Below are 25956 nucleotides of genomic sequence, written 5' to 3'. Positions count from 1 at the left end.
GTTCTCCACCCAGAAGCAGCTCTGATGACGATTTACAGTATATGTTTCGGGCTGAAAATGCACTCGGCCAAGTTTTTTGCTGCGGTGCATCAAAATTGCGGTGGGACCTGCCCCCGAAACTGGAAGGAGGACCTGTCAGACTGCTTCGCGCATGCGTTCGGCCGTCGGGAGGTCGACCGAGACGAGCTGGGACACACCCTGCTCCGCCATGGTGACGCCGAACAGGCGGTTCATGCGCGCCATGGTAATGGGATTGTGGGTGATGATAACGAAGCGCGTCTCGGTCGAGGCGGCCATCTCGTCCATCAGGTTGCAATAGCGCTCGACATTGTGGTCGTCGAGCGGCGCATCCACCTCGTCCAGCACGCAGATCGGCGCCGGATTGGTAAGGAAGACGGCGAAAATCAGCGCCATCGCGGTCAGGGCCTGTTCACCGCCGGAAAGCAGCGTCATCGTCTGCGGCTTCTTGCCCGGCGGGCGGGCGAGGATCTCAAGGCCCGCCTCCAGCGGATCGTCGCTCTCGATCAGTTGCAGCTCGGCCGTACCGCCGCCGAAGAGATGGGTGAAGAGCCGCTGGAACTGCGCATTGACCACGTCGAAAGCGGCGATCAGCCGTTCGCGGCCCTCGCGATTGAGGTTCTGGATGGCGCTTCGGAGCTTCCGGATCGCCTCGATGACGTCGTCCCGCTCCTTGAGCAGCGCCGCCAGCCGCTCGGCGAGCTCCTTCTGTTCCTCGTCGGCCCGCAGGTTGACGGCGCCGAGCCGCTCGCGCTCGATCTTCAGCCGCTCGAGTTCCCGCTCGACCGCGCGCATGTCCGGCAGCATCTCGTCTGCCGCAAGGCCCGTCAGGCGCAGGACCTCGTGCGGAGCGCAGGATAGCGCCTCCAGGATGCGGGCCTCGATCTCGACGCGCCGTTCGCGTGCCGAGACGAGCCGCTCTTCGGCCCGGCCGCGCTTCTCGCGCGCTTCGGCCAGCTCCGAGAGCGCGGTCGCGGCGATGCGGTCGGCCTCGCGCTGGCGGCTCTCCGCCTCGGCGAGAATATCGGCCGCCTGGCGCCGCGCCGTCTCGGCCTTCTGCAATTCGTTCATCAGAGCGCGGCGCTTGTCTTCGAACTCGTCGGGGGCGTCGACGAGCTCCTCAACCTCTTCGCGCGCCTCCGCTTCGCGTTCGCGCAGCGTAGCAATGTGCTCGTCGGCGCTCGCGGCCCTCGCCCGCCAAGTCTCGCGCTCTCCAGCGATCGCGGCAAGCCGCCGCGTCCGTGCCTCGTTTTCGCGGGCGAGTCCGTCATGGGCCGCCCGCGCCTCCGCAACGGCGGCGCGATCTGCGGCGACCTCGGCCATCCGGGTGCGCAATCGGAGGTCGAGCTCGGAAAGGTCGGGCGCCTCGGCAAGGGTTTCCTTCGCCGCTTCGACCTGCTCGGCTACTTCCTCGATCTGCACCTCCAGCTGCAGCTTGGTTTCGGCGAGTACCGCGCGACGGCGGGCGAGATCGCCGGAGGCGCGCTCGGCGGCGGCGAGTGCATCGCGCGCCTCGCCCAATTGCCGGGCCATCATGCGCTGCGCATCGCGCGAAAGCCGCAGCCGCTCGTCCTCGGCGCGGATGCGCTGTCCGGCGGCGGCAAGCTCCGTCTCCGCTTGCCGCAGCGCCTCGGCAGCATCTTCCGCTTCGCCCTCGAGCTCCGCCAGGCGATTCTTCTGCGCAAGCCGCAACGCCGCGGCACTTGGCGCCTCGGAGCCGGTGACGTGGCCATCCCAACGCCAAACCGCACCTTGTTTCGTCACCAGCCGCTGGCCGGCCCTGAGGAGCGGCAGCAAGCGTTCCGCCTCGACCTCGTCCTCAACGATACCGATCTGGCGTAGCCTCCGGTCGAGCGTCTCCGGCGCGTGAACGTAATTCATCAATGCCGGAACGCCATCCGGCAGAGCGGGATCAGAGGCATGATCGCCGGGCATGCGCCAATGGGAGGGCGCAGTGTGAACCAAGGGTGAATCGAGGTCGTCGCCGAGCGCTGCGCCAAGCGCCGTCTCAAAGCCCCTGTCGACCTTCATCTCCTCGACCACGGCCGGATAGGTGCTGGCGCCCGCGGCCTCCAGCATCCGCAGGATCGTGCGCGCCTCGGTCTCGATGCCGTTCAGCCGTGCACGCGCCTGGTCGACCGGCAGGCGGGCAGCGGCTTCGCTACCGCGCGCCTCGGCAAGCCCCTCTTCGACGGCTATGGCCGTCGCTTCGGCCTCTTCCAGGGCCGCCTCCGCGACCTCGACCTGTCCCCGTTTCTCGTGCGGGTCCGGAAGTGCGGCCATCTGGCGGTCGATTTCATCGAGGTCTCGGGCCTGATCGGAGAGCTGGCGGCCAAGGCGTGTCTGCCGCTCCGACAGATCCCGCAGCGTCCGCTCGATGTGGTTTCGCGCGGCCTGCGCCTCGGCGCGCTCGGCCGTCAGCCGAGCGAGATCGGCTTCGCTTTCGACAAGCGTCTCGTTTGCCGCCTCGAGCCTCTCGCGGGCCTCAACGGCGCGGTCATCCGCCTCCGCCAGGACATCCCTCAGTTCTGCCTCCTCCTCGTCGAGGCGGGTCAGGATGCCGGCGTTGTCGGCGATGAGACGCTCCTCGCGGGCGATGTCTTCCGCAAGCTGCGCCAACCGCCGCTGCAATTCGTCGCGACGGCGCAGGATGCGGCCCGCATCTTCCTCGAGTTGAGCGCGGGCAATCTGCAGGCGCTGAAGTGCCGCCGCGAGCTTCGCCTCGTTCTCGCGCAGTTCCGGCAGCTTGAGGCTTGCGATCGCCTGGTCTTTGGCGGCCGTCATCTGCGCCTGCGCCTTCTCGGCGACGAGCGCGGTGGCCTGGTTCAGCTGGCTCGTAGCCTCGGCCTCGGCTTCCTTCGCCTGCACCCAGCGGATATGGAAAAGGATCGCCTCATGGCGGCGGATTTCCGCCGACAGCATCTTGAAGCGGTTGGCCTGGCGCGACTGACGCTTCAGGCTCTCGATCTGGCTTTCAAGCTGCGAGGTGACGTCGTCGAGCCGTTCCAGGTTGGTTTCCGCCGCCTTCAGTCTGAGTTCCGCCTCGTGGCGGCGCGAATGCAGGCCGGAAATCCCAGCCGCCTCTTCAAGCAATTGCCGACGCGCCTGCGGCTTGGCGGCGATCAGTTCGCCGATCCGGCCCTGCCCGACCATCGATGGCGAGCGGGCCCCGGTCGAGGCGTCGGCGAAGAGCAATTGCACGTCCTTGGCGCGCGCCTCCTTGCCATTGATGCGGTAGACCGAGCCCTGCTCGCGCTCGATACGGCGCGTCACCTGGATTTCGTCGCTGTCGTTGAAGGCCGCCGGGGCGGTGCGGTCGCCATTGTCGAGGTAAAGGCCCACCTCCGCCGTGTTGCGCGCCGGGCGGCTGCCCGACCCGGAAAAGATCACGTCGTCCATGCCGGAGGCGCGCATGTTCTTGTAGGAGTTCTCCCCCATGACCCAGCGCAGCGCCTCGACGAGATTCGACTTGCCGCAGCCATTCGGACCGACGACGCCGGTCAAGCCCCGCTCGATGATGAATTCCGTCGGTTCGACGAAGGATTTAAAGCCGAGCAGGCGAAGCTTGGTGAACTTCATGGGCGGGACGCCGGGGCGATTGGCGCATACCCCCCTCCGTCCAGCTCATCGCCCGCGGCGGAGTACCCCCCTCTGCCCTGCCGGGCATCTCCCTTGCAAGGGGGGAGAGTGGCAAGCGGCAAGGCCCCGCACCACCAGGTATTCGCCTCGATCCGCAGATGCTGCGGCGCCGGCGTCTGCGGCCTGAGCATTGCGGGGGGCCTTGCTCCCAGCGGCTCTCCCCCTTGTGGGGAGATGCCCGGCAGGGCGGAGGAGGTTGATCCCGCCAACTACAAAAGCGGGCGCACGGCTGCGGCCGTCGCCCGTTGTCAGGAAAAGCGAAGGATCAGAGCTTACTGTCGATGAGGGCCGACATAACGTCAACCGACATGTCCCCCGAATAGTGCTCTCCATTGACGAAGAAGGTCGGCGTCGACTGTACGCCGAATTCCTTGGCACCGCGCTGCATCACTGCGTTCACATCATCCAGAAGCTTCTGGTTCGTCAAGCAGGCCTCGAAGCTCTCCTGTGTAAAACCGGCGAGTTTCGACATTTGAAGCAGTGCATCGCGCCCGTTCTCCGCAGCCGCCCACTGCCGTTGCTGTTTGAACAGCATGGTGATCATCGGGAAATACTGTCCTTCGGGCGCGCAGCGCGCCAGCATGAAGGCGGCTGCCGCGCGCGGGTCGAACGGGAACTCGCGGACGATGAATCGCACCTTGCCGGTGTCGATATATTTCGACTTGATGGTCTCGAAGGTGTTGTTGTGGAACGCGGCGCAGTGCGGGCACGTCATCGACATGTATTCGACGATCGTCACCGGCGCGTCGGCGTCGCCCAGAGCCATTTCCGGCAGTGGGCCCGGCTCCATCAGCTTCTGCACGTCGACACTGCCTTCCGGCTTCGGCAGTTCGACCTTGGCCGCGGGCGTGGACGCCTGCGCCACTTCGGTGCCCGCGGGCTTCGCCTCGCTCGAGGCGGCAGGCGTCTCAGGCGTTGATGCCGTGGTTGCACTTGTCGTCGTTTCAGCCGGCGCGGTGGAAGCTGCCTCCTTCTTCTCGTCGCTGCAGGCGGCGATGACCAGGGCGATCGCCGCAATGGCGACGCCACTCAGCAGGCGTTTCGACAGGCTCGTTTCGGAAGCGGACATGGAGAGGACCCGTTTTCTTTGAGGGAAATTTGAATGCGATTTCGATAACTTGCCCGATCAATGGCGGCAAGGGGTGGTGTCTCAACTGAGTTCAAAGAATTGTGACCCCTACCCTATGACTCCCTAAGTCGACTTCGATTTGAGGACACAGACGTGTAGCAAGTCGAAGTACTCCAGCGACGGTTGCGCGCTTCATCAGGCGTCGCTGTCGATGATCGGTCATTTCCGCCGTGACGACAGCACGGCGGTACCGAGCCGCGTCAGCGCCGCCTTCAGCGTCTCGCTCTCGATGCCATCGATCATGGATTCGAGCCGGCGGGCGGGCTCACCCGTAAGCGGCCGCGGCGGCCCGCGGCGCTTTGGTGGCGCGGCAACCGGCTTCTGCACGATCCGCAATTGGCCGATCGCGTGAAAACCGAAGAAACCGTTGATCCGCTGGATCAGCTCGCCTTGCGCGTGGGTGAGAAAGAGCGCCCGCGCGCCTTCGCAGGCGACGGTGAGCACGCCCGGCTGGTAGCCGCCATCGGCGCCGAATTCCGAGGCCCGTCGCGGCCAGGCGATCTTTTCCGGCCGAGTGCAGTCGGCAAAGTCCGCGCCGGCGATTTCGTCCCAGGAGCCGAGCAGCATGGTGTTGATGCCGGCACGCTTGGCGAGCACCGGATCGATCAGCCCGTTGGCAACTTCGCTGATCTGGACCACACCCTTGCGGGGCTTTTCTTGACGCACGGACGCGACTTTCTGTTTGCAATTCGGACCGAGCCTTGAAGCCCGGGCAAGCATCGGCCAAGTATAGGCCGGAAAAGGACTCCCCGGCAAATGACGTGCGAAACCCTGACGGCGGAAGACGCCGCCGCTCTTCTCCTCACCTGGTATGATCGCCACCACCGCGACCTGCCCTGGCGGGTCTCGCCGCCCATGGCGCGGCAAGGCGTCGTCGCGGATCCCTATCACGTCTGGCTGTCCGAGGTGATGCTGCAGCAGACCACCGTTCAGGCCGTCAAGGCCTATTTCGACAAGTTTCTGAGGCTCTGGCCGACTGTCGAGGATCTCGCGGCCGCCGACAGCGAGGATGTGATGAAGGCCTGGGCGGGGCTCGGCTACTATGCCCGCGCGCGCAACCTCAGGAAATGCGCGGAGGCGGTGGCGCGCGAGCATGGCGGCCGCTTCCCGGATACGGAGGAAGGCCTGAAGGCGCTTCCCGGTGTCGGTGCCTATACGGCCGCGGCAATCGCGGCGATCGCCTTCAATCGCAGGAGTGCCGTGCTCGACGGCAATGTCGAACGCGTAATTTCACGGCTTTACGCGGTCGAAACGCCGCTTCCCGCGGCCAAGGCCGGAATGCGGCAACTCGTATCCCGACTGACACCTGCCGACCGGCCGGGCGACTTCGCGCAGGCAATGATGGATCTCGGCGCCACGATCTGCACGCCGAAGCGACCGGCCTGCACACTTTGTCCCTTCCACATGAAGTGCATGGCGCTACACTCGGCGGATCCGGAGACATTTCCGATCAAGGCGGCGAAGAAGGAGAAGCCGGTGCGCCTCGGTGCCGCGTTCGTGGCCATCGACAACGCAGATGCCGTCTATCTGCGCAAGCGGCCGGACACCGGTCTGCTCGGTGGCATGACGGAGGTTCCCGGCACGGACTGGAGCGCACGCCGCGATGGCGAAACCTCCGTCGACGCACGGCCCTTCGCTGCGCCCTGGGAGCCCTGCGGCACGATTGCCCACGTCTTCACGCATTTCGAGTTGCGCCTTTCCGTCTACCGCGCCAATGTCGCCGAGGCACTGCCCGCTGCCGGCGGCTGGTGGGAGCCAATCGCGACACTAAACATGCAGGCGCTGCCGACCGTCATGAAAAAAGCAATCGCGCAGGCTATACCACACGCTTTCAAGCCCGGCTGACCAAAGATCCCCAGCTGATCATGTATCGCAAAGGGGCCTCGCCCGTCCTTCAACCTTCATACCCGTCAGGAATTTCCCATGAGCAGCGTCGAAATCCGCCACATCGTCTTCGACATCGGGAAAGTGCTGATCCACTACGATCCGCAGATTCCCTATCTTCGCCTCATCCCCGACGAGGCGGAGCGCAACTGGTTTTTCGCCAATGTCTGCACCCACGACTGGAATGTCGAGCAAGACCGCGGGCGCTCCTGGGAAGAGGCCGAGACACTGCTGATGCAGACTCATCCCGAACGGGAAGAGCATATCCGCGCCTTTCGGCGGCATTGGCACGAGATGGTGCCGCATGCCTATACCGGGACGGTCGCGCTTCTGGAAAGCCTGGTTGCCGAAGGACGTGACGTGACGATGCTCACCAATTTCGCCTCGGATACATTTCGCGAAGCCCAGAAGCGCTTTCCGTTCCTGACACTGCCGCGCGGCGTCACGGTTTCCGGCGATGTCGGCCTGATCAAGCCGGATATCGAGATCTACAGGACCCATGCGCGTACCTTCGGCCTCGATCCGGCCGCGACGATCTTCATCGACGACAGCATGCCCAATGTCGAGGGCGCCCGCGCCGCCGGCTGGCAAGCGGTTCATTTTGCCGGTGCGCAGAAGCTCAGAGCCGACCTCGCGGCTTACGGCCTGCTGCCGGTGGGCGACATTCCCGGTGTGGCAGCGGCAACGGCTTCACCGCAGGGTTCCGCCGCCGATCAGCCCCGGTGAATTCATAAAAGCGCCGCAATCGGTTCACCCGCCATTCAGCTCGATTGCCCGATGATCCGCGTTAGATTTCAAGAGCTTCACTGAAAGGTCGAGCAATGGCCACGCGCATATACGGTACGAACTACGCCGACATCCTGAAACAGAACGGCTATATCGCCGTCGAGATCTACGCCTATGACGGCGATGACGACATCTATCTGAACAGAACCGACAGCTACGGCGGCTACAACTATGTCGAAGCAGGCTACGGCCACGACCTCGTCGTCAACTATTTCGAAGGCGGCAACGACATCTATCTGGGAGCCGGCAACGACATCTATGTGGCCGACATCCGCGTACGCGAAACGAGCTCCTATGACGTCGTCTATGGCGGCAGCGGCAACGACCGTTTCGAGATCGACGGCTATGCCAGCGACTACTATGGCGAGAGCGGCAACGACAGCTTTTTCTCGGCCGGTTTCAACAACTACTTCAACGGCGGCACCGGCGTCGACTCCGTAAGCTATCAATTCCAGGACGATTGGAGTTCGGAGCGCGGCAAGGGCGTCACGATCGACCTCGGCTACAAATATGCGACCACCGGTTCGGGCCGGCGCGAAGACCTGATCAGCATCGAAAACGCGACAGGCACGAACTACGGGCATGACGATATCACGGGCAGTTCGGTCGCCAACATGCTGCGCGGGCTCGGCGGCAATGATATTCTCGAAGGCCTCGGCGGCAACGATTTGCTCGACGGCGGCGCCGGCGTGGATAAGCTCTACGGCGGCTCGGGCGCCGATATCCTGCGCGGCGGCACGGGCCTCGACTATCTGACGGGGGGAACCGGCGCGGACACGTTCGATTTCAATTCGATCCGTGAATCCGCCGTCGGCACCAGGCGCGACGTGATCACCGATTTCCGCCGGACGGAATTCGACGTCATCGATCTCTCGACGATCGACGCGGATACGACCTGGAGCGGCAATCAGAAATTCACCTATATCGGCAGCAGCGGATTTTCTGGCGACGCCGGGCAGCTGAGTTTTCGTTCCGGGATCCTATCGGGCGACGTCAATGGCGACGGCTATGCCGATTTTCAGATCAAGGTGAATGGTGTCACGAGCCTGCGTGCCGACGACTTCTTTCTTTGATTTATATGCAGGTCCCGCCTCGTACAAACGCCCGGAATCCTCGTCGGATTCCGGGCGTTTAAAGCTCTCCTTCCGGGACTGAAGGTACAAAAACCGGACGGAGCGCTTTTCGAAGACCTGAGCGGAACTGGTTGATCAGTTCAGTTTTGCCAGGTCGTTTCGAATGACGGATCTGAGTTCGTCGATGGGTTTCAGGGTGTCCCCCTCTTCGAAATGCCAGAACGTCCATCCGTTGCAGGCGTCGAGGCCTTGCAGCTTGGCGCCGAGGCGGTGGATCGATCCCGCCTCGCCGCCGCAGGCCAGCGTGCCGTCGGCGCGCACGGTTGCACTGTAGCGGCGCTTCGCATCCGTCAGAGCCGTGCCAGGCTTGATCAGCCCGCTTTCGATCAGCGTATTGAAGGCGACGCGCGGCTCCGCCTTTTTGCCGGTCATGACCGAAAGCGTCGCCTTGCCGAGCGGCTCCACGGCCGCAATGCGCTCGGCGGCGGCGTCGATATAGTCCTGCTCGCGTTCGATGCCGACATAGTGCCGGCCAAGGCGCTTGGCGACCGCCCCGGTGGTGCCGGAACCGAAGAACGGGTCGAGCACGACATCGCCCGGCTTGGTCGAGGCCATCAGGATGCGGGCGAGCAAGGCTTCCGGCTTCTGCGTCGGATGGACCTTCTTGCCGTCCTCGTCCTTCAGACGCTCGGAACCGGAGCAGATCGGAAACAGCCAGTCGGAGCGCATCTGAACGTCGTCGTTCGCCGCCTTCATCGATTCGTAATTGAAGGTATAGCCCTTGGCCTTGGCGTTCGGCGTCGCCCAGATCAGCGTCTCATGGGCGTTCTGGAAGCGACGGCCCTTGAAGTTTGGCATCGGATTGGTCTTGCGCCAGATGATGTCGTTCAGGATCCAGAAATGCAGGTCCTGCAGGATTGAGCCGACCCGGAAAATGTTGTGGTAGGAGCCGATCACCCAGAGCGTGCCGGTCGGCTTGAGGACACGTCGACAGGCAAGCAGCCAGGCGCGGGTGAAGGCGTCGTAGGCCTCAAAGGACGCGAACTGATCCCACTCGTCATCGACGGCATCCACCAGCGACTGGTCCGGCCGGTGCAGCGTGCCGCCGAGCTGAAGATTATAGGGCGGGTCGGCGAAGACGACGTCGACCGAATTGTCGGGAAGCGCGTTCAGCGCGGCCACGCAATCCCCTTTGATGATGCTGTCCATCCAGTTCAACGGACGGGCGGCGCGGGAGATTTCGGCAAGCGAAACAACAGAAGGCATGGGAGAAGGCATGGGGCAACTCGCAAATACGCTTACTCGGGACTGACTATAGCACTTATGGTTACCGAAGATGGTTACCAAAGGCTGAAGACCGGCCGCAAAAAGCGCCATCGATGCTTCTGTCTTGAATTCGCGGCGACGCCGACCCGCGCCATTTAGCGCTGGCCGGCCTCGCTCTTTTCATGCCAATGCCGGCTGTCCGGCGGCGCCTCATCGCGTTCCCTGAGGCTGTAGTCGCGGACAACGGAGGCGATCCGCAGGCGGTAATCGGCGAACACGCCTCGACGGCCCGCCGCCTGCGCAGCGCGGTGCTCGGCGCCGTTGCGCCAGGCCGTCACCGCCGCCTCGTCACGCCAGAAGGAAAGCGACAATAGCCTGTTCGGATCGGTAAGGCTCTGGAAGCGCTCGATCGAGATGAAGCCTTCGATGCCTTCCAGCAGCGGACGCAGGTCCGCGGCGAGGCCGAGATAGGCGTCACGCTTGCCATTTGCCGGCAGCACTTCGAAAATCACCGCGATCATCGGCGTACTCCTCCTTGCGGCAGGGAGACGTTCTTCAGGAAGATTCGATCCTCCTTGAGAATGAAGCGCTCGCGTCGGGCAAATTCATAATTCTCGCGCCCGAGCGGATCGGCGGCGAGCCGCGCCCGGTAGGCCTCATAGGCGGCAAGGTCTTCGATGTTGTAGACGCCATAGGCCGTCGTCGCCGAACCCTCATGCGGTCCGAAATAGCCGATGAGGTCTGCGCCGCAGCGCGGTATCGCTTCGCCCCAATTGCGGGCATAGGTGGCGAAATCCTCTTTGCGGAACGGATCGATTTCGTAGCGGATGAAACAGGTGATCATGGTTTTCTCCTCTTTTGTTTATGCATGTCGCCCAAAACCGCCGCACGGTTTTGGGCGACATGCGTTGGACCGCCTGCCACCATGCCCGCTTGCCCTGCTACAATGGTTCGACTACCATCGAACTATGAAGGAAGGTCCCGACATTGCTCTTGTCGGTTCGCTGATCGGCGATCCTGCACGTGCGAATATGCTGACCGCGCTGATGGGCGGACAGGCGCTGACGCCGACGGAGCTTGCCGCCCATGCCGGCGTGATGCTGCAGACCGCGAGTTCGCATCTTGCGAAGCTTGAGGCCGGCGGATTGGTGACGCAACGTAAGCAGGGGCGACACCGCTATTACGCGCTGGCCGAAGACGAGGTCGGGCTCATGCTCGAGAGCCTTATGGGTTTCGCCGCGAGCCGGGGTCTCACGCGTCATCGGCCGGGGCCGAAGGATCCGGCACTGCGCAAGGCGCGGGTCTGCTATAATCACCTGGCCGGCGACTATGGCGTGCGCATGCTGGATAGCCTCATCGCAGCCAAGCAGATCGAGATGACGGGAGAAGACGTGGCGCTGACCGATGCCGGCCGCGAGCGCATCGAAGCACTCGGCATCGATTATGCGGCGCTCAGGACGTCCCGCCGGCCGATCTGCCGAACCTGCCTCGACTGGAGCGAGCGACGGTCGCATCTCGCGGGCTCGCTCGGCGAGGCGCTACTCACGCACTTCATCGATAAGGGCTGGGCGAAGCGGGTGAAGGACAGCCGCGCCATCCGCTTTACCGACACCGGCGAGAAGGCCTTCCTGGAGCACTTTCCGCTATAGCGCATCCGCCCGAACATCGGACCCGATGTTTCGCAAAACTCAATGCACAGATCCCAAGTTTACAGCGACCTTGCGCGCCTGAAAAGACGCGGGCGCTGTAGGTTTACGCCGGTCGACTCTAGCCGACGATCGCAAGGGCGCCGGGGATTTCGCCGCCTGCGGTTTTCGCCGACGACCGGCCGATCCAGCCGACATGCCGCTCGAGAATGGCCGCGGCCTCCTCCCCCTTGCCCTGGCGGAGCGCCGCGAGGATCGCGCGGTGATCGTGATCGGTCCGCGCCTCCCAGCTCGACCGCCAGATGGAGAAGAGGAAGCGGGCGCTTGCCGCGTGAAGATCATCGATTGCGGCGAGCAGGCGGGGCATAGCGCAGGGTTCGAGGATCAGGCGATGAAAGGCACGGTTTGCCGCCTCCCAGCTGCGCACGTCACGGGAACTGTCGGCGGCGGCCGTCGCCACCTCGGCCCGATCGAGAATGGCGCGCGTTAGATGGGGGATGGCGTGGCGAAGCGCCAGCACCTCCAGGACCGCGCGCATCTCGGCAACCTCGCGCACCTCCTTGAGATCGAAGGACGCTACGCGGACGCCACGGCGCGGCTCACTGACAGCAAGCCCCTGCGCCTCAAGCCGGCGGAAAGCCTCGCGCACCGGCACATGGCTGGCGCCGAACTCCTCGGCGACATGATCCTGACGCAGCCGTTCGCCCGGCGCGAGCTGACCGGAGATGATTCTCTCGGCGAGCGCCCGGCTGATACGGCTTGCAAGCGTGTCGTCCCGTTCCTTCGTCATGCGTTACAGATAGAGGCGCAGCCGATGCCTGTCGAGCAAACTGCGGCGGTCTCGCGACGATTTCCAGAGGTTGGGCCGCGTAACGCGGGCACGCGCACTGTTCCGGCATGATAGCAAGTGCCAAGAGTTCTGCTTCTGGCCCTGATCGGAAGTTCGTTCGACGAGCGCGAATTCACACTTAGAGCCCGAAAACGACTTTCCAGCCATCGTTCACGAACGACCGCTGTGCGCCCTCAAGTCGGCCGTTGAGAGCGGCGTTGCCGCTGCCCAGATGCAGACATGTTCAAAGGCGAGCGCTGGGGCGAGGCTATGCGAAGGAGCGCTCTTTCGATGCGCAACCTTGAACGGCTTCCTTCAAGGGTCTAGCAGGCTGTCGCAGGCCACAAAATGGCCGTCACTTGGCCAATATGGTATCGATCCAGGAACGCGTCTGTTCCAGGACCTCATCCGAGAGCGCGGGATCATCGACCGCCCGTGCGAGAATCACTGCCCCCACCATCGCCGCCCAGCTTCCGATCGCCGCGCGGCGTCTGTCTGCCGGATCCAACTCCGGGAGCGCCGCGTCGATACGGTGGATCTGCGATCGGAGGCCTTCGGTCATGGCCGAGCGGGCAGCCGGGGTCTGATGGCGGATGGCTGCTGCAAGGCCCGCAATCGGGCAACCACCGGCGGCGTTGTCGCGATGACGAGGCGAAAGATAGGCATCCGCATAAGCGCGAATATCAAGCCCTCCGGCTGAGTTCGCGGCGAGGACATGGGCAAGCGTCTGCGCGATCAGGTCGTCCTTCGAGTTGAAGTGACCATAGAAGCCGCCATGGGTGAGCCCGGCGGCTTTCATCACTTCCGCCACGCTGACCGCGTCGAACCCCTTGTCCCGGAACAGCCGGCTGGCCGCGTCCAGAATCCGGCGACGGTTCTCCGCCATCTGCTCTCGACTGACCTTCATTTCAAAATTCTCCACCGTTCCCATTGACGTATTCATGATGATCATCATATTTAGCTTCAATCATGATGATCATCATGAATATAGGTTCAATCAGAAGAGAGAGCAATCCCATGACCGCCATTCCGTCAGTCCTCATCACCGGCGCCTCCACCGGCATCGGCGCCACCTATGCCGAGCGCTTCGCGCGCCGCGGTCACGATCTCGTGCTGGTCGCCCGTGACGAGGCTCTTATGGAGTCCTTGGCGGCCCGTTTGCGGCAGGAAAATGGCGTGACGATCGACATTATCCGAGCCGATCTTACGCAACCTGCCGAACTTGCAACGGTAGAGACGCGGCTGCGTGATGACGCTCGCATCGGGGTTCTCGTCAACAATGCAGGTACTGCCATCGGCGGAAGCTTTATCGAGCAGAGCACAGATGAGGTCGCGCGCCTGGTTGCGCTCAACACGACCGCACTGCTGCGGCTTGCCAGCGCCATCGCCCCGCGACTTGCAAAGGCCGGAGAAGGCGCGATCGTCAACATCGGCTCCGTGGTCGGCCTGGCGCCCGAGTTCGGCATGACGGTCTACGGCGCGACCAAGGCCTTCGTGCTGTTTCTGTCCCAGGGGCTCAGCCTCGAGCTTGAGCCGAAGGGCGTCTACGTCCAGGCCGTGCTTCCCGCCACGACGCGGACCGAAATCTGGGAACGCGCCGGCGCCGACATCAACACTCTGTCCAACGTGATGGAGGTGGGCGATCTCGTTGACGCAGCTCTGGTCGGCTTCGACCGCCGTGAACCGGTGACCATTCCGCCACTTCCCGACGCCGGGCAGTGGGACGCGCTGCAGGCCTCGCGGCAAGCCATGCTTCCCAACTTTGGCAACGCACATCCCGCCGAGCGGTACCGCACGGTCGCCTGAGCACCAACGAAACCACTTCGATAAGAGATTGGAGAACAGAACATCATGAAGGCCTTCATCCTCGATAAATACAAGAAGAAGGGCGCGCTGCGCTTCGGCGACATGCCGGAGCCGGCGTTGCAGGATGACGATATTCTCGTCGAGATCCACGCGGCCGGGCTCAATCCTCTGGATTTCAAGATCCGTGATGGCGAGCTCAAGCCCCTCCTGTCTTATCGCCCACCCTTCATCCTTGGACATGACGTGGCCGGAACCGTGGTTCGGGTCGGATCGAAAGTCCGGCAATTCAAGCCGGGCGACGAGGTCTATGCCCGGCCGCGCGATGGCCGGGTCGGGACGTTCGCGGAATTCATTGCCATGAACGAAGCCGACGCGGCGCTGAAACCAAAGAATCTCACCATGGAGGAAGCGGCTTCCGTGCCTTTGGCGGCGCTGACGGCCTGGCAGGTGCTGGTAGAGCGAGCCGGCCTGCGAAAAGGACAGAAAGTTCTCATTCACGCGGGCTCAGGCGGTGTGGGAACGTTCGCCATCCAACTGGCAAAACATCTTGGGGCGACCGTCGCCACGACGACAAGCACAGCAAATGTCGATCTGGTCAGAAACCTCGGTGCCGATGTCGTCATCGATTACAAAAAAGAGAACTTCGAGGATGTCCTCTCCGGCTACGACGTGGTGTTGAACAGCCTGGACGGCGACACGCTTCAAAAATCCCTGAAAGTGCTGAAGCCGGGTGGCAATTTGATCTCGATCTCCGGTCCGCCGGACCCCGCTTTCGCCAGGAAGCAAGGACTGAACTGGTTCATGCAGCAGGTCTTGCGCATTCCGAGCTTCAGCATCCGAAGAAAGGCCAAAGGAAGGGGCGTCGGCTATTCCTTCCTGTACATGCTCGCCAACGGCGAGCAGCTGCGCCAGATCGCATCGCTGATCGAAGCCGGGATCCTTCGCCCGGTCGTGGATCGGGTCTTCCCGTTCGAAGTGACCAATGAAGCTTTGGCTTACATCGAAACGGGACGGTCAAAAGGCAAGGTCGTCGTCAAAGTCCGATAGCAAGAAGAAGAACATGACCAAGTCTCATCCGCCACGGACCAGCAGCATAGCCACCTGGAAAGATGCGTCGACCAGGAGCGTCGATATTGCAGGCACGATATTCGTCTACCGGCAGCTCGGGTCCGCTTCCGGTGTCCCGGTGATCATGCTGAATCATTGGGGCGCCACCTTGGACAACTTCGATCCGTGCATCGTCGATGGCCTCGCCGCGACAGGCCGGTGACCGCCGTCAACTGCCGGGGCGTCGGCGAGTCGGGCGGAAAGGCGCCGCTCACGGTGGCGGAGATGGCGAAGGACGCGATGGCCTTCATCCACGCACTGGACTTCACGCAAGTCGATCTGCTCGGCTTCTCGCTTGGCGGCTTCGTCGCGCAGGACATCGTGCTGAAAGAACCCGGCCTAATCCGCAAGATCATCCTGACCGGCCCCGGCCCGGCACGGGGTGTAGGCATCGAAAAAGTAGGGTCAATGTCCTGGCCGCTCATCGTTAGGGGCATGCTGACGTTCCGGGATCCGAAATTCTACCTCTTCTTCACCTCGACTGCGAATGGCCGCCACGCCGCGAAAGCCTTCCTGGAACGGTTGAAGGAGCGCAAGGCGGATCGCGACAGGCCCGTTACGATGACGGCATTCCTTAGACAACTGAAGGCGATCAAGGCCTGGGGCTTGCAGGCACCGCAGGCCTTAAGCGCAATCCGGAACCCTGTTCTGGTGGCTAATGGCGACCAGGACAAGATGGTGCCCAGCAGCAACTCGATCGACCTGGCGCACCGCCTACCGCATGCCGAACTCGTCCTCTACAAGGATGCCGGACACGGAGGCATCTTCCAGTATCACGAGACCTTCGTGAAAAAGGCGCTTGAGTTCCTCGCGCGCTGACGAATGTCTGTCGTTCTGTCATCTGGACCACAAGCCGCCATTCAGGTTCCGGCCCCACTCACGACGCTCACGCGATGTCCCCAAGCGTCCGCTCCGTCCGCAAACCGGCCGCCGAGCGCGGCCCGCCGGACAGCGGCACTTTTCCTCGTCCCGCTTGAGGTTGAGCTTTGAACCGCCATCGTATAAACCTGCCGGGACCATTTTCCGCCCGCATTTCAGAGCCTCCCCTGCCCGCGGTGTTGCCCCCCAAAGGAACGATCATGACCGGTATCGACCTCATCATCTTCGACTGCGACGGCGTTCTCGTCGATTCGGAAATCATAGCCTCGGAAGTCCAGGCCGCGCTGGTGAGCGAGGCGGGCTTTCCGATCAGCGTCGAGGAGATGAACGAACGCTTCGCCGGCCTGACATGGCGCGACACTCTGCTGACGATCGAAAAGGAAGCCAATGTTCCGCTCTCGGCCTCGCTGATCGACAAGGTCGACACCATTCTCGACCAGCGCCTTGCCCGGGACGTCAGAATCGTCGACGGCGTGCAGCCGATGCTGATGCAGCTCACGCTGCCACATTGCATCTGCTCCAACTCCACATCGGCGCGTCTTGCCACGATGCTCGGCAAGGTCGGCATCCGCGATCATTTCGGTCCACATATCTATTCCGCGCGCGACCTCGGGCCGGACCGGGTGAAGCCGAAACCGGACATCTTTCTGCACGGTGCCGCCCAGTTCGGCCACGATCCCTCGCGGGTCCTCGTCATCGAAGATTCCGTCCATGGCGTCCACGGTGCGCGGGCAGCCGGGATGCGCGTGGTCGGCTTCACCGGCGGGAAGCATACCTATCCGTTGCACGCCGACAGGTTGACGGATGCCGGCGCGGAGACCGTCATCTCACGGATGGCGTCCCTCCCGGGCGTGATCGCTGCGCTTGCCGAATGGTCGGAATCGTTGACAGCCTGACTGCCTTGCCATCCTGACACGACTGGCTAGCTCCTGCCGCAGCGGCGCTGCAAATCCCCCTCGATAAGCTTGGCGCGTGCTCTGTATACGCGCAAGGAAGGTGCGTGCTTTCCGTCGAACGAGCCGGTTTCCCATGCGCACATGAGGACTATATCAATAGGCTCGAAGGAGAATCTCCAAGGAGGAAACGCTATGCGTCTTTCATTATTGTCCGGATTGACCTTTGCGGCCGGCGTCGCTTTTGCGCCGCTCGCCCATGCCGACGTCACGCTCGGTGTGATCACCCCGCTCACCGGAGCGGTCGCAGCCTTCGGCGAGCAGGTCAAGAACGGCGCCGAGGCCGCCGTGGCCGCGATCAATGACGACGGCGGCATCAATGGTGAGAAGATCGTCATCAGGATCGTCGACACCGGCGGCGAACCGAAGCAGGCCGTATCCGTATCCAACCAGCTCGCAGGCGAAGGCGTGCGCTATGTGGTCGGCCCGGTGCTTTCCGGCACGGCGATGCCGGCCTCCGACGTGCTCGCGGAAAACGGGATCCTGATGGTCACGCCGACGGCGACCACGCCGGATCTCACCGCCCGCGGGCTCTGGAACGTCTTTCGCACCTGCGGCCGCGACGACCAGCAGGCGGTCGTCGCCGCCGATTACGTCTTGCAGAACCTCAAGGACGAGCGCATCGCCGTGCTTCATGATAAGGGGGCCTATGGCAAGGGCCTCGCCGACGGCTTCAAGGCCGCCATCAATGCAGGCGGCATGGATGAAGTCGTCTATGAGGGCCTCACCCCAGGCGAGAAGGATTACAGCGCCATCGTCACGCGCCTCAAAGCCGAGAACGTCGACGTCGTTTATTTCGGCGGCTACCACGCCGAAGGCGGCCTGCTTGTCCGTCAGATGCACGACCAGGGTGTCGACGCACAGCTGATCGGCGGCGACGGTCTCTCCAACACCGAGTTCTGGGCAATCGGCGGCGAGGCGGCCGAAGGGACAGTCTACACCAATGCCAGCGACGCTACCCGCAACCCCGCCGCGACACCGGTGATCGAGGCTCTCAGGGCGAAGAACATTCCGGCCGAGGCCTTCACGCTCAATGCCTATGCCGCCGTCCAGGTGATCAAGGCCGGCATCGAGAAGGCAGGGTCCGCCGACGATCCGACCGCCGTTGCAGCGGCGATCAAGTCGGGTGACGAGATCGATACGGTGATCGGCGACCTGACCTACGACGAATCTGGCGACCTCACGTCGCCAAGCTTCTCCCTCTACAAGTGGGAAGCCGGCAAAAGCGTGCCCGTGGAGTGATCGGCCTCTCGAGGGCTCGGGATTGTTGCCGGCGGCACCGGTCCTGATCCGGTCTGCCGGGCCATCTTAGTGGGGCGAGGAAACTGAGCGCCAGGGCAGAAGTCCCCTCTCTCCGCCTGCGGAGAGAGGGCCATATCACGATGATTTTAGGTTAGGTCGCGTCGACCTAGAACCGCGCACACTTTTCCTCATCCCGCGCTAGTGGGCGGGGCAACTGCTCCACAAGCGCCGCCCGCCTACTGCGTCTGATACGGCCCCTCGTCGAAACCGATGAAGATCTTGGCATCCGCCCCGGCGCCGGCCGGCAGCGTGACGTCGGCCTTGGTGAAGACGAACTGCGCATTGGTGCTGCCCGGCGGAACCTCGACCGGATATTGCGTCAGCTCGGAATAGAGCGTCTTTTCGCCGTCCGTCGCGGCAACGCGGATCGGCATCGTCAGCTTGCCCGGCCCGCCGGCGGGACCGGCCACGACACGGCCCTGCGCGACCACCGTCACCTTGAGGCTGTCCTCGCTCTGTACGCACTGGCGCGTGGTATCGGCAAGCGACGCCTGGTAGACGACCTTGGTCGGATCGTCGTTGCCACCCTTGGCATAGGTGCGGTAGGAGGCGGTTCCGTCTCTGAGCGTTATAGGCGGGCAAGCCGCCTGGACGACGGCCGGTGTCGGCGCGCTCGCGCTGCCGCCCGCTTCGATGGCACCCCCCGTTTGCGTCTTGTTACAGCCGGCGACGGCCAGCAGGACGGACATTGCGAGAAGATGGCGAGACACATTGGCAGACACGTTGCACAACCTCTTCAGAACCAGTTCAAAATTCTCGAAATCGCTGCGACTTCGGCCTGAAGCAGCAGTCGTCGTCGCGGCCGTTCCGATGCTCGAACCGAAATCATACGGGCACTCCGCTCCGGTGCGATTACGATCGGCAGGGGCCTTTCACCGCCTCCGGGCATCGTCTATAGCAGCGCGAAATCGAAAAATCGACGGGGCGGCCCCTTTGAACCGAAAATTCCGAAAGAGGCGCGAAATTGCCACGGTAACAAGAATGGCCGCGCCATTTTCGGGGGACTGACGCAAAAAGGGCGCCGAGGCGGGGCGTTGCTCAAGACCTCCGCAACGCCTGCTTGCTACAGCCACTCAAGGTGCTATGCACCTCTTGAAGGGTGCGGCGCCGAAGAGGCGGATCGAGAAAAGTGCGCGGGCCGGTCGCCCGTTTGCACTCCAGCCATGGGATACGGGTGACGAAGGGATGAAGACGGTGAAGTACATATCGACGCGCGGAGAAGCGGCCCCGCTCGGATTCTGCGACGCGCTTCTGGCGGGACTTGCACGCGACGGCGGTCTCTATCTTCCGAAGGAATGGCCGACCTTCTCGAAGAAGGAAATCCGGCGGCTGCGCGGCAATACCTACCAGGACATCGCCTTCGCCGTGCTCGAACCCTTCACCAATGGCGAGATCCCGACCGCGAAGTTCCGCGAAATGATCGACGAGGCCTACGCCACCTTCCGCCATCCGGCCGTCGCACCCCTGGTCCAGACCGGGCCGAACTCCTTCGTGATGGAACTCTTCCACGGCTCGACACTCGCCTTCAAGGATGTCGCCATGCAGTTGCTGGCGCGGCTGATGGACCATGTGCTTGCCGAGCGAGGCGAACGCGCGACGATCGTCGGCGCGACGTCGGGCGATACCGGCGGGGCCGCGATCGACGCCTTTGCCGGCCGCGAGCGCACCGATATCTTCATCCTCTTCCCGCACGGCAAGGTGTCGCCGGTGCAGCAGAGGCAGATGACCACCGCAGCGGCCGGAAATGTGCATGCGATCGCCGTCAACGGCAATTTCGACGATTGCCAGAATCTCGTCAAAGCCATGTTCAACGACGAGGCCTTCCGCGACCGGGTGAAGCTCTCGGGTGTCAACTCGATCAACTGGGCGCGCATCATGGCGCAGATCGTCTACTATTTCACGGCCGCGCTCACGCTCGGAGGCCCGGACCGGAAGATCTCCTTCACGGTGCCGACCGGCAATTTCGGCGACATATTCGCGGGCTACGTCGCCAAGCGCATGGGGCTGCCGATCGACAAGCTGATCATCGCCACCAATGAAAACGACATTCTCGCCCGCACTTTGAAGACCGGCCGCTATGAAATGCGCGAAGTGAAGGCCACGACGTCGCCTTCGATGGATATCCAGATCTCCTCCAATTTCGAACGGCTGCTGTTTGAGGCCAATGATCGCGACCCGGCCGAGGTGCGCGCGGCGATGGAAGGGCTCAAGCAATCCGGCTCCTTCGCGATCGGCGAGGCCGCGCTGAAAAAAATCCGCAAGGAATTCCGCGCCGGCCGCGCCTCGGAAAAAAAGGTGTCGGAGACAATCCGAAAGACCTATGAGGAAACCGGTTATCTCCTTGATCCGCATACGGCAATCGGCGTTTTCGTGGCGGCCGGGCACGAGAAGCCTTCCGCACCGATGGTGACGCTTGCGACCGCCCACCCAGCCAAATTTCCCTACGCGGTAAAATCGGCCAGCGGTATTGACCCCGCGCTTCCGTCGTGGCTTGCTGATCTCATGACTAGGGCGGAGCGTTTCGATATCCTGGATCCGGAACTGAAGATCGTCGAAACCTTCATCGGCGAGCGCACCCGCGTTCGGGATTAGAACGAAAGAAACGGATGATGAAAGTTGAGTGCACCCGGCTGCCTTCCGGGCTGACCGTGGTTACCGAGCAAATGCCGCATCTCGAGAGCGTGGCGCTCGGGGTCTGGATCAAGTCCGGTTCGCGCAACGAGACCGTGGAGGAACACGGCATTGCGCATCTGCTGGAGCACATGGCTTTCAAGGGCACGAGGCGGCGCAGCGCCCGCCAGATCGCCGAAGAGATCGAGAATGTCGGCGGCGAGGTCAACGCCGCCACCTCTACCGAGACGACCTCCTATTATGCCCGCGTGCTCAAGGACCATGTGCCGCTGGCGATCGACATCCTGGCCGATATCCTGACGGATTCGACCTTCGAGGAGGACGAGCTCCGCCGCGAGAAGCACGTGATCCTGCAGGAGATCGGCGCTGCCGACGACACTCCGGACGACGTGGTCTTCGACCGCTTTGCCGAAGCGGCCTTTCGCGATCAGACGGTCGGCCGGCCGATCCTCGGGACGCCGGAAACGGTGATGTCGTTTACCCCCGACCAGATCCGCCATTATCTCGGCCGCAACTACACGACCGATCGGACCTTCATCGTCGCCGCCGGCGCCATCGACCACGACACGATCGTGCGTCAGGTGGAAGAGCGTTTCTCGACTTTGCCAGCCTCGCCGCTTGCGTCTCCGGTGCTCGATACGGCGCGTTATACCGGGGGCGACAATCGCGAGACCCGCGACCTCATGGATGCGCAGATCCTGCTCGGCTTCGAAGGCAGGGCCTATCACGCCCGCGATTTCTATTGCTCGCAAATCCTCGCCAACATCCTCGGCGGCGGCATGTCCTCGCGCCTCTTCCAGGAAGTGCGCGAGCATCGCGGCCTCTGTTATTCCGTCTATGCCTTCCATTGGGGCTTTTCCGACACCGGCATTTTCGGCATCCATGCCGCAACCGGTGGCGAAAACCTGCCTGAACTGACGCCGGTCATCGTCGAGGAGCTGCGGAAGTCTTCGACGAACATCGAGCAGCAGGAGATCGATCGCGCCCGCGCCCAGATCCGGGCACAATTGTTGATGGGTCAGGAAAGCCCCGCGGCGCGGGCCGGCCAGATCGCCCGGCAGATGATGCTCTACGGGCGCCCCATTCCGAATGACGAACTCATGGAGCGTCTGTCCGGCATCACAGTCGAGCGCCTGACGGATCTCGCCGGCCGGCTCTTCTTCGACACCGTGCCCACGCTTTCGGCGATCGGCCCCCTCGATCACCTCGCCCCGATGAACGATCTCCTCTCCTCGTTGAGCGCGAAGTCGCCCGCGGTAAAGGCCATGGCAGGCTGATTGTGCCGCTGCCGCTGCGGCAGTTGCCGCCGGCAGTCGTCGACCGTGATTTTCTTGCACAAGTTCTAAAATCGGATTCGATTTGGGTTTAAACTTGTGCAACGTTTCGCAATGAGACGGCATTTGCTGTTGTCATTGCCCGGCTCGTGGGCTTGGCGCGGAGGCATGTATGGCACGATCGGTTTTTCGGTTCCTGTCGCGGCAGCCCGAGACGGTCGAGATCGCCAACGAGCATTACCTGCTGCGCCTGCCCCGCTATTCCGATTATCGGCAATGGTACCGCTTGCGCAGCGAAAGCCGCACTTTCTTGGAGCCCTGGGAGCCGAGCTGGCGCGCCGACGATATGACGGAAAGCGCGTTCCGCAACCGCGTCAACCGCAATGAACAGGAATATGCGACCGGCCAGGCCGTGCCGTTGTTCTTTTTCCGTAAGCCCGATGAAACCCTGCTCGGCGGCCTCACCATCGGTCATATCCGCCGGGGGGCCGCGCAGAACTGCATGATCGGCTACTGGATGGGCCAGAAATTTGCCGGTCAGGGCCATATGTATGGCGCACTGAAGCTGACGATCCCCTACATCTTTTCGACGCTTGAGTTGCACCGTATCGAGGCAGCCTGTATTCCGGAAAACGCGCGGAGCATCCGGCTCCTTGAAAAGGCCGGCTTTGAGCGTGAAGGCTACTTGAGACAGTACTTGAAGATAAACGGGCAGTGGCGGGATCACCTGATGTTTTCGCGGCTTGCCACGGATGCCGTACCGAACAGGAAAATGCCCCTTTGATGCCCCTGACCCGCAAGCCGTCCGCATGGCCAGCCGCAAGGCTGGCGGCGTTTCTGGTCGCATTCGCCGCCTTTATCGTCAGCCTTGCCGGCGGCGTCGCGCATGCGCTCGAACCGGTCAAGATCTCACGCGAGGATACGGCGCTCGACCTTACCGCCACGACGGAGATCTATACCGGGCACGGAGAAGCGTTCCAGGTATCCACGGCCCCCGGCACGGACGGCATCGTGCGCCGCATCGAAGTACGCTCGAGCACGGAAAACCATCAGGGCGACTGGGCCGTCTTCGCGTTGGCCAACGTGTCGGAAGAGCAACTCGAACGCGTGATCGTCGCGCCGCACTTCCGGCTGGTAAACTCCAAGCTGTTCTGGCCCGACCTCGGTTCCCGGCGCATTCTCTCGATCACGCCGAGCGAGGGCTTCTCGCTCGACCGGCAACCGAGCGAAGAGGCCGACGTCTTCCGCATCACGCTCAATCCCGGTGCGGTCGTCACCTTCGTGGCCGAGCTGGCGACCCCCGATCTGCCGCAGATCTATCTCTGGCAACCCGAGGCCTACAAGGACACCGTGAACGCGTTCACGCTCTATCGCGGCATAGTGCTCGGCATTGCCGGCCTCTTGGCAGTGTTCCTGACGATTCTCTTCGTCGTAAAGGGCACCTCGATGCTGCCGGCAACGGCGGCGCTTGCCTGGGCAGTGCTCGCCTATATCTGCGTCGACTTCGGCTTCCTGTCGAAGCTGATCAGCATGACGGCGGATGACGAGCGCATATGGCGCGCCGGAACCGAGGTCTTCCTGGCGGCCGGGCTGGTGATCTTTCTTTTCACCTACCTCAACCTCAATCGCTGGCATCAGCATCTCGGCTATGCGACGCTCGCCTGGATACTCGGCCTGGCGCTGCTCTTCGGCGTCGCCATCTACGATCCGGCGATCGCCTCGGGAATCGCCCGCCTCTCCTTCGCGCTGACGGCAACGGTGGGAATTGTGCTGATTGCCTATCTCGGCTTCAACCGCTACGACCGCGCCATTCTTCTCGTTCCCGCCTGGCTCCTGATCCTCGTCTGGCTCTTCGGCGCGTGGCTTGCCGTGACTGGGCAACTCGCCAACGATATTGTCCAGCCGGCGCTTGGCGGCGGCCTCGTGCTGATCGTGCTCCTGATCGGCTTCACCGTCATGCAGCACGCCTTCTCCGGCGGCGCCTACCAGCAGGGGCTCTTCTCCGACCTCGAACGCCAGGCTCTGGCGCTGACCGGTTCGGGCGATACCGTCTGGGATTGGGACGTGGCGCGCGACCGCGTCGTCACCTTACCGGATATCTCCCACCAGCTTGGGCTTTCGCTTGGAACTATGAGTGGCCCAGTGCGAAGCTGGGTGCCGCGGCTGCACCCGGACGACCGCGACCGCTTCCGCGCGACACTCGATGTTCTGCTGGAGCACAGGCGTGGCCGGCTGAACCATGAGTTCCGCGTGCGCGCCGAGGACGGCCATTATCACTGGCTGTCGATCCGGGCGCGGCCGGTGCTCGGGGCCAATGGCGAGATCATCCGCTGCGTCGGCACCATTGTCGACATCACCGAACAGCGCAATTCGGTCGAACGGCTGCTGCACAACGCGCTCCTCGACAATCTGACCGGCCTGCCGAACAGGCAGGTGTTCATCGACCGACTGCAGGCGATCCTGCTGATGTCCGACGGGACGAATGCCATTCGGCCGACGGTGCTCGCCATCGACATCGACCGTTACAAGCAGGTCAACGAACTGCTCGGAATCGCCGCCGGCGACAATGTCCTGATCGCGCTGACGCGGCGGCTGCGGCGGCTGCTGCGCCCGCAGGATACGCTGGCGCGCCTCGGCGGCGACCAGTTCGGCCTGATCCTGATGTCCGAGCGCGATCCCGCGAAGATCGCCGACTTCGCCGACGCCGTCAGCAAGGCGATCATGGTTCCGCTCAACTACGGCAACCGCGAAATCAACCTCACCGCCTCGATCGGCCTCGTCTCCTGGCTCGATCAGGAGCAGAGTGCGACAGGCCTGCTCGACGATGCGGAACTCGCAATGTTCCGCGCCAAAAAGGAGGGTGGAAACCGCGTCGAACCCTTCCGGCCCTCCTTCCGCACCTCGGGCTCGGATCGCCTGCAGCTCGAAGCGGACCTGAAGCGGGCGATCGAACGCAAGGAGCTTTCGCTCGTCTACCAGCCGATCGTACGCCTGAGCGATGCTGAAATTGCCGGCTTCGAGGCGCTGATGCGGTGGGATCACCCGAAGCGCGGCAACATCTCGCCGACTGAATTCATCCCCATCGCCGAGAATTCCGACATCATCAACCAGCTCGGCATGTTCGCCTTCGACAGGGCGACGAGCGATCTCTCCGAATGGCAGATGCAGACCGGCGAATTGCCGATCTTCGTCTCGATCAATCTTTCGAGCGCGCAGCTCTTGAACAACGAGCTCTATGACGACGTGCGTGCGTTGCTCACCAAGAACCGCTGCGACCCGGCCCAGATCAAGATGGAGCTGACGGAGTCGCTGGTAATGGAAAACCCGGAGCAGGCGCGGCTCGTACTCGAGAAACTCAGGGAAGCGGGCTTGCGCCTGGCGCTCGACGATTTCGGCACGGGGCACTCCTCCCTTTCCTATCTCACCCGCTTTCCTTTCGAGACGATCAAGATCGACAAGGCGCTGGTGCGCGATCCGAGCGACAAGCGCGCCGTCGTGCTGCGCTCCGTCATCACCATGGCGCGGGAGCTCGACATGCAGGTGGTCGCCGAGGGGATCGAGTCCGAGGAAGACGCCATCCAGCTCGCGCAGATGGGCTGCGACTATGGGCAGAGCTTCCTCTTCGGTCCGCCGGTCGGATCGGAATCAATCCTGCGGCTGCTGAAAGAGCGGTTTCCCCTGATGAAGCGGGCGTGACGCCTTTGAACGGTCGGCCGATCTGACCGGCGCTGCTG

21 protein-coding genes and 1 pseudogene are annotated in these 25956 nt (G+C 63.2%); 13 read left to right on the top strand and 9 right to left on the bottom strand.

Annotated features, from left to right (window positions below):
* Positions 1–135: 135 nt before the first annotated feature.
* The 3 genes from SJ05684_RS02655 to SJ05684_RS02640 all read right to left on the bottom strand — a co-directional run bounded on the left by SJ05684_RS02655 (position 136) and on the right by SJ05684_RS02640 (position 5452).
* The gene (locus SJ05684_RS02655) at positions 136–3597 is read right to left on the bottom strand and encodes a chromosome segregation SMC family protein (RefSeq protein WP_034852278.1); all 3462 of its coding nucleotides are present in this window, start codon (positions 3595–3597) and stop codon (positions 136–138) included.
* Between the two features lie 325 nt (positions 3598–3922).
* Positions 3923–4726, bottom strand: a complete 804-nt coding sequence (locus SJ05684_RS02645; protein ID WP_034852275.1) for a DsbA family protein — start codon at positions 4724–4726, stop codon at positions 3923–3925.
* 219 nt (positions 4727–4945) lie between these two features.
* Positions 4946–5452: a DUF721 domain-containing protein gene (locus tag SJ05684_RS02640; protein ID WP_034852453.1), complete on the bottom strand. Its 507-nt coding sequence runs from the start codon at positions 5450–5452 to the stop codon at positions 4946–4948.
* Positions 5453–5542: 90 nt separating this feature from the next.
* Between SJ05684_RS02640 and mutY the strand changes: the two genes are divergently transcribed.
* The 3 genes from mutY to SJ05684_RS02625 all read left to right on the top strand — a co-directional run bounded on the left by mutY (position 5543) and on the right by SJ05684_RS02625 (position 8529).
* Complete coding sequence (mutY, locus tag SJ05684_RS02635; RefSeq protein WP_034852274.1) at positions 5543–6631, top strand: A/G-specific adenine glycosylase; 1089 nt, start codon at positions 5543–5545, stop codon at positions 6629–6631.
* A 78-nt stretch (positions 6632–6709) separates the two neighbouring features.
* The gene (locus SJ05684_RS02630; protein WP_034852273.1) at positions 6710–7396 is read left to right on the top strand and encodes an HAD family hydrolase; all 687 of its coding nucleotides are present in this window, start codon (positions 6710–6712) and stop codon (positions 7394–7396) included.
* A 95-nt stretch (positions 7397–7491) separates the two neighbouring features.
* On the top strand, positions 7492–8529 hold the full coding sequence (locus tag SJ05684_RS02625) for a calcium-binding protein (RefSeq protein WP_034852271.1): 1038 nt from the start codon (positions 7492–7494) through the stop codon (positions 8527–8529).
* 135 nt (positions 8530–8664) lie between these two features.
* Here the strand turns inward: SJ05684_RS02625 and SJ05684_RS02620 are convergent, their stop codons facing one another.
* From SJ05684_RS02620 to SJ05684_RS02610, 3 genes are all read right to left on the bottom strand, one after another.
* Positions 8665–9795: a site-specific DNA-methyltransferase gene (locus tag SJ05684_RS02620; protein WP_034852270.1), complete on the bottom strand. Its 1131-nt coding sequence runs from the start codon at positions 9793–9795 to the stop codon at positions 8665–8667.
* A 155-nt stretch (positions 9796–9950) separates the two neighbouring features.
* Entirely contained in the window at positions 9951–10316 is a 366-nt protein-coding gene (locus SJ05684_RS02615) for an antibiotic biosynthesis monooxygenase family protein (protein WP_034852269.1), read from the bottom strand.
* Positions 10313–10639: an NIPSNAP family protein gene (locus SJ05684_RS02610; protein ID WP_034852268.1), complete on the bottom strand. Its 327-nt coding sequence runs from the start codon at positions 10637–10639 to the stop codon at positions 10313–10315. Before SJ05684_RS02610 ends, SJ05684_RS02615 begins: the two co-directional genes overlap by 4 nt.
* Positions 10640–10763: 124 nt before the next feature.
* Here SJ05684_RS02610 and SJ05684_RS02605 point away from each other — a divergent pair, with 124 nt between their 5' ends.
* On the top strand, positions 10764–11444 hold the full coding sequence (locus SJ05684_RS02605; RefSeq protein ID WP_034852267.1) for an ArsR/SmtB family transcription factor: 681 nt from the start codon (positions 10764–10766) through the stop codon (positions 11442–11444).
* Between the two features lie 118 nt (positions 11445–11562).
* Here the strand turns inward: SJ05684_RS02605 and SJ05684_RS02600 are convergent, their stop codons facing one another.
* Both SJ05684_RS02600 and SJ05684_RS02595 read right to left on the bottom strand, forming a co-directional pair.
* Positions 11563–12231 (bottom strand): GntR family transcriptional regulator, encoded by a 669-nt coding sequence (locus tag SJ05684_RS02600; protein WP_034852266.1) that lies wholly within the window; start codon positions 12229–12231, stop codon positions 11563–11565.
* Between the two features lie 394 nt (positions 12232–12625).
* The gene (locus SJ05684_RS02595; protein ID WP_034852451.1) at positions 12626–13177 is read right to left on the bottom strand and encodes a TetR/AcrR family transcriptional regulator; all 552 of its coding nucleotides are present in this window, start codon (positions 13175–13177) and stop codon (positions 12626–12628) included.
* Between the two features lie 110 nt (positions 13178–13287).
* Here SJ05684_RS02595 and SJ05684_RS02590 point away from each other — a divergent pair, with 110 nt between their 5' ends.
* The 5 genes and pseudogenes from SJ05684_RS02590 (at position 13288) to SJ05684_RS02570 (ending at position 18257) form a co-directional block, all read left to right on the top strand.
* Positions 13288–14076: an SDR family NAD(P)-dependent oxidoreductase gene (locus tag SJ05684_RS02590; protein ID WP_085938993.1), complete on the top strand. Its 789-nt coding sequence runs from the start codon at positions 13288–13290 to the stop codon at positions 14074–14076.
* A 45-nt stretch (positions 14077–14121) separates the two neighbouring features.
* Positions 14122–15123, top strand: a complete 1002-nt coding sequence (locus tag SJ05684_RS02585; RefSeq protein WP_034852264.1) for an NADP-dependent oxidoreductase — start codon at positions 14122–14124, stop codon at positions 15121–15123.
* A 13-nt stretch (positions 15124–15136) separates the two neighbouring features.
* Positions 15137–16002 (top strand): annotated as a pseudogene (locus tag SJ05684_RS02580) (alpha/beta fold hydrolase).
* Between the two features lie 260 nt (positions 16003–16262).
* Entirely contained in the window at positions 16263–16958 is a 696-nt protein-coding gene (locus SJ05684_RS02575; protein WP_034852263.1) for an HAD family hydrolase, read from the top strand.
* Between the two features lie 192 nt (positions 16959–17150).
* Positions 17151–18257 carry a branched-chain amino acid ABC transporter substrate-binding protein gene (locus SJ05684_RS02570; RefSeq protein ID WP_034852262.1) on the top strand — a complete coding sequence of 369 codons (1107 nt, stop codon included), beginning with the start codon at positions 17151–17153 and terminating at the stop codon, positions 18255–18257.
* A 236-nt stretch (positions 18258–18493) separates the two neighbouring features.
* Here SJ05684_RS02570 and SJ05684_RS02565 read toward each other — a convergent pair whose 3' ends face one another.
* Positions 18494–19039: a hypothetical protein gene (locus tag SJ05684_RS02565; RefSeq protein ID WP_034852449.1), complete on the bottom strand. Its 546-nt coding sequence runs from the start codon at positions 19037–19039 to the stop codon at positions 18494–18496.
* Positions 19040–19502: 463 nt separating this feature from the next.
* Here SJ05684_RS02565 and thrC point away from each other — a divergent pair, with 463 nt between their 5' ends.
* From thrC to SJ05684_RS02545, 4 genes are all read left to right on the top strand, one after another.
* On the top strand, positions 19503–20909 hold the full coding sequence (gene thrC, locus SJ05684_RS02560) for a threonine synthase (RefSeq protein ID WP_034852447.1): 1407 nt from the start codon (positions 19503–19505) through the stop codon (positions 20907–20909).
* Between the two features lie 14 nt (positions 20910–20923).
* Positions 20924–22225: a M16 family metallopeptidase gene (locus SJ05684_RS02555; RefSeq protein WP_085938992.1), complete on the top strand. Its 1302-nt coding sequence runs from the start codon at positions 20924–20926 to the stop codon at positions 22223–22225.
* A gap of 169 nt (positions 22226–22394) precedes the next feature.
* Positions 22395–23006, top strand: coding sequence for a GNAT family N-acetyltransferase (locus tag SJ05684_RS02550; protein ID WP_034852261.1), 612 nt, complete (start codon positions 22395–22397; stop codon positions 23004–23006).
* On the top strand, positions 23006–25918 hold the full coding sequence (locus SJ05684_RS02545) for a sensor domain-containing phosphodiesterase (protein ID WP_034852259.1): 2913 nt from the start codon (positions 23006–23008) through the stop codon (positions 25916–25918). Before SJ05684_RS02550 ends, SJ05684_RS02545 begins: the two co-directional genes overlap by 1 nt.
* Positions 25919–25956 lie beyond the last annotated feature (38 nt).

The organism is Sinorhizobium sojae CCBAU 05684 (genome assembly GCF_002288525.1).
GTDB lineage: Bacteria > Pseudomonadota > Alphaproteobacteria > Rhizobiales > Rhizobiaceae > Sinorhizobium > Sinorhizobium sojae.
This window is presented reverse-complemented; position numbering and strand designations above follow the sequence as displayed.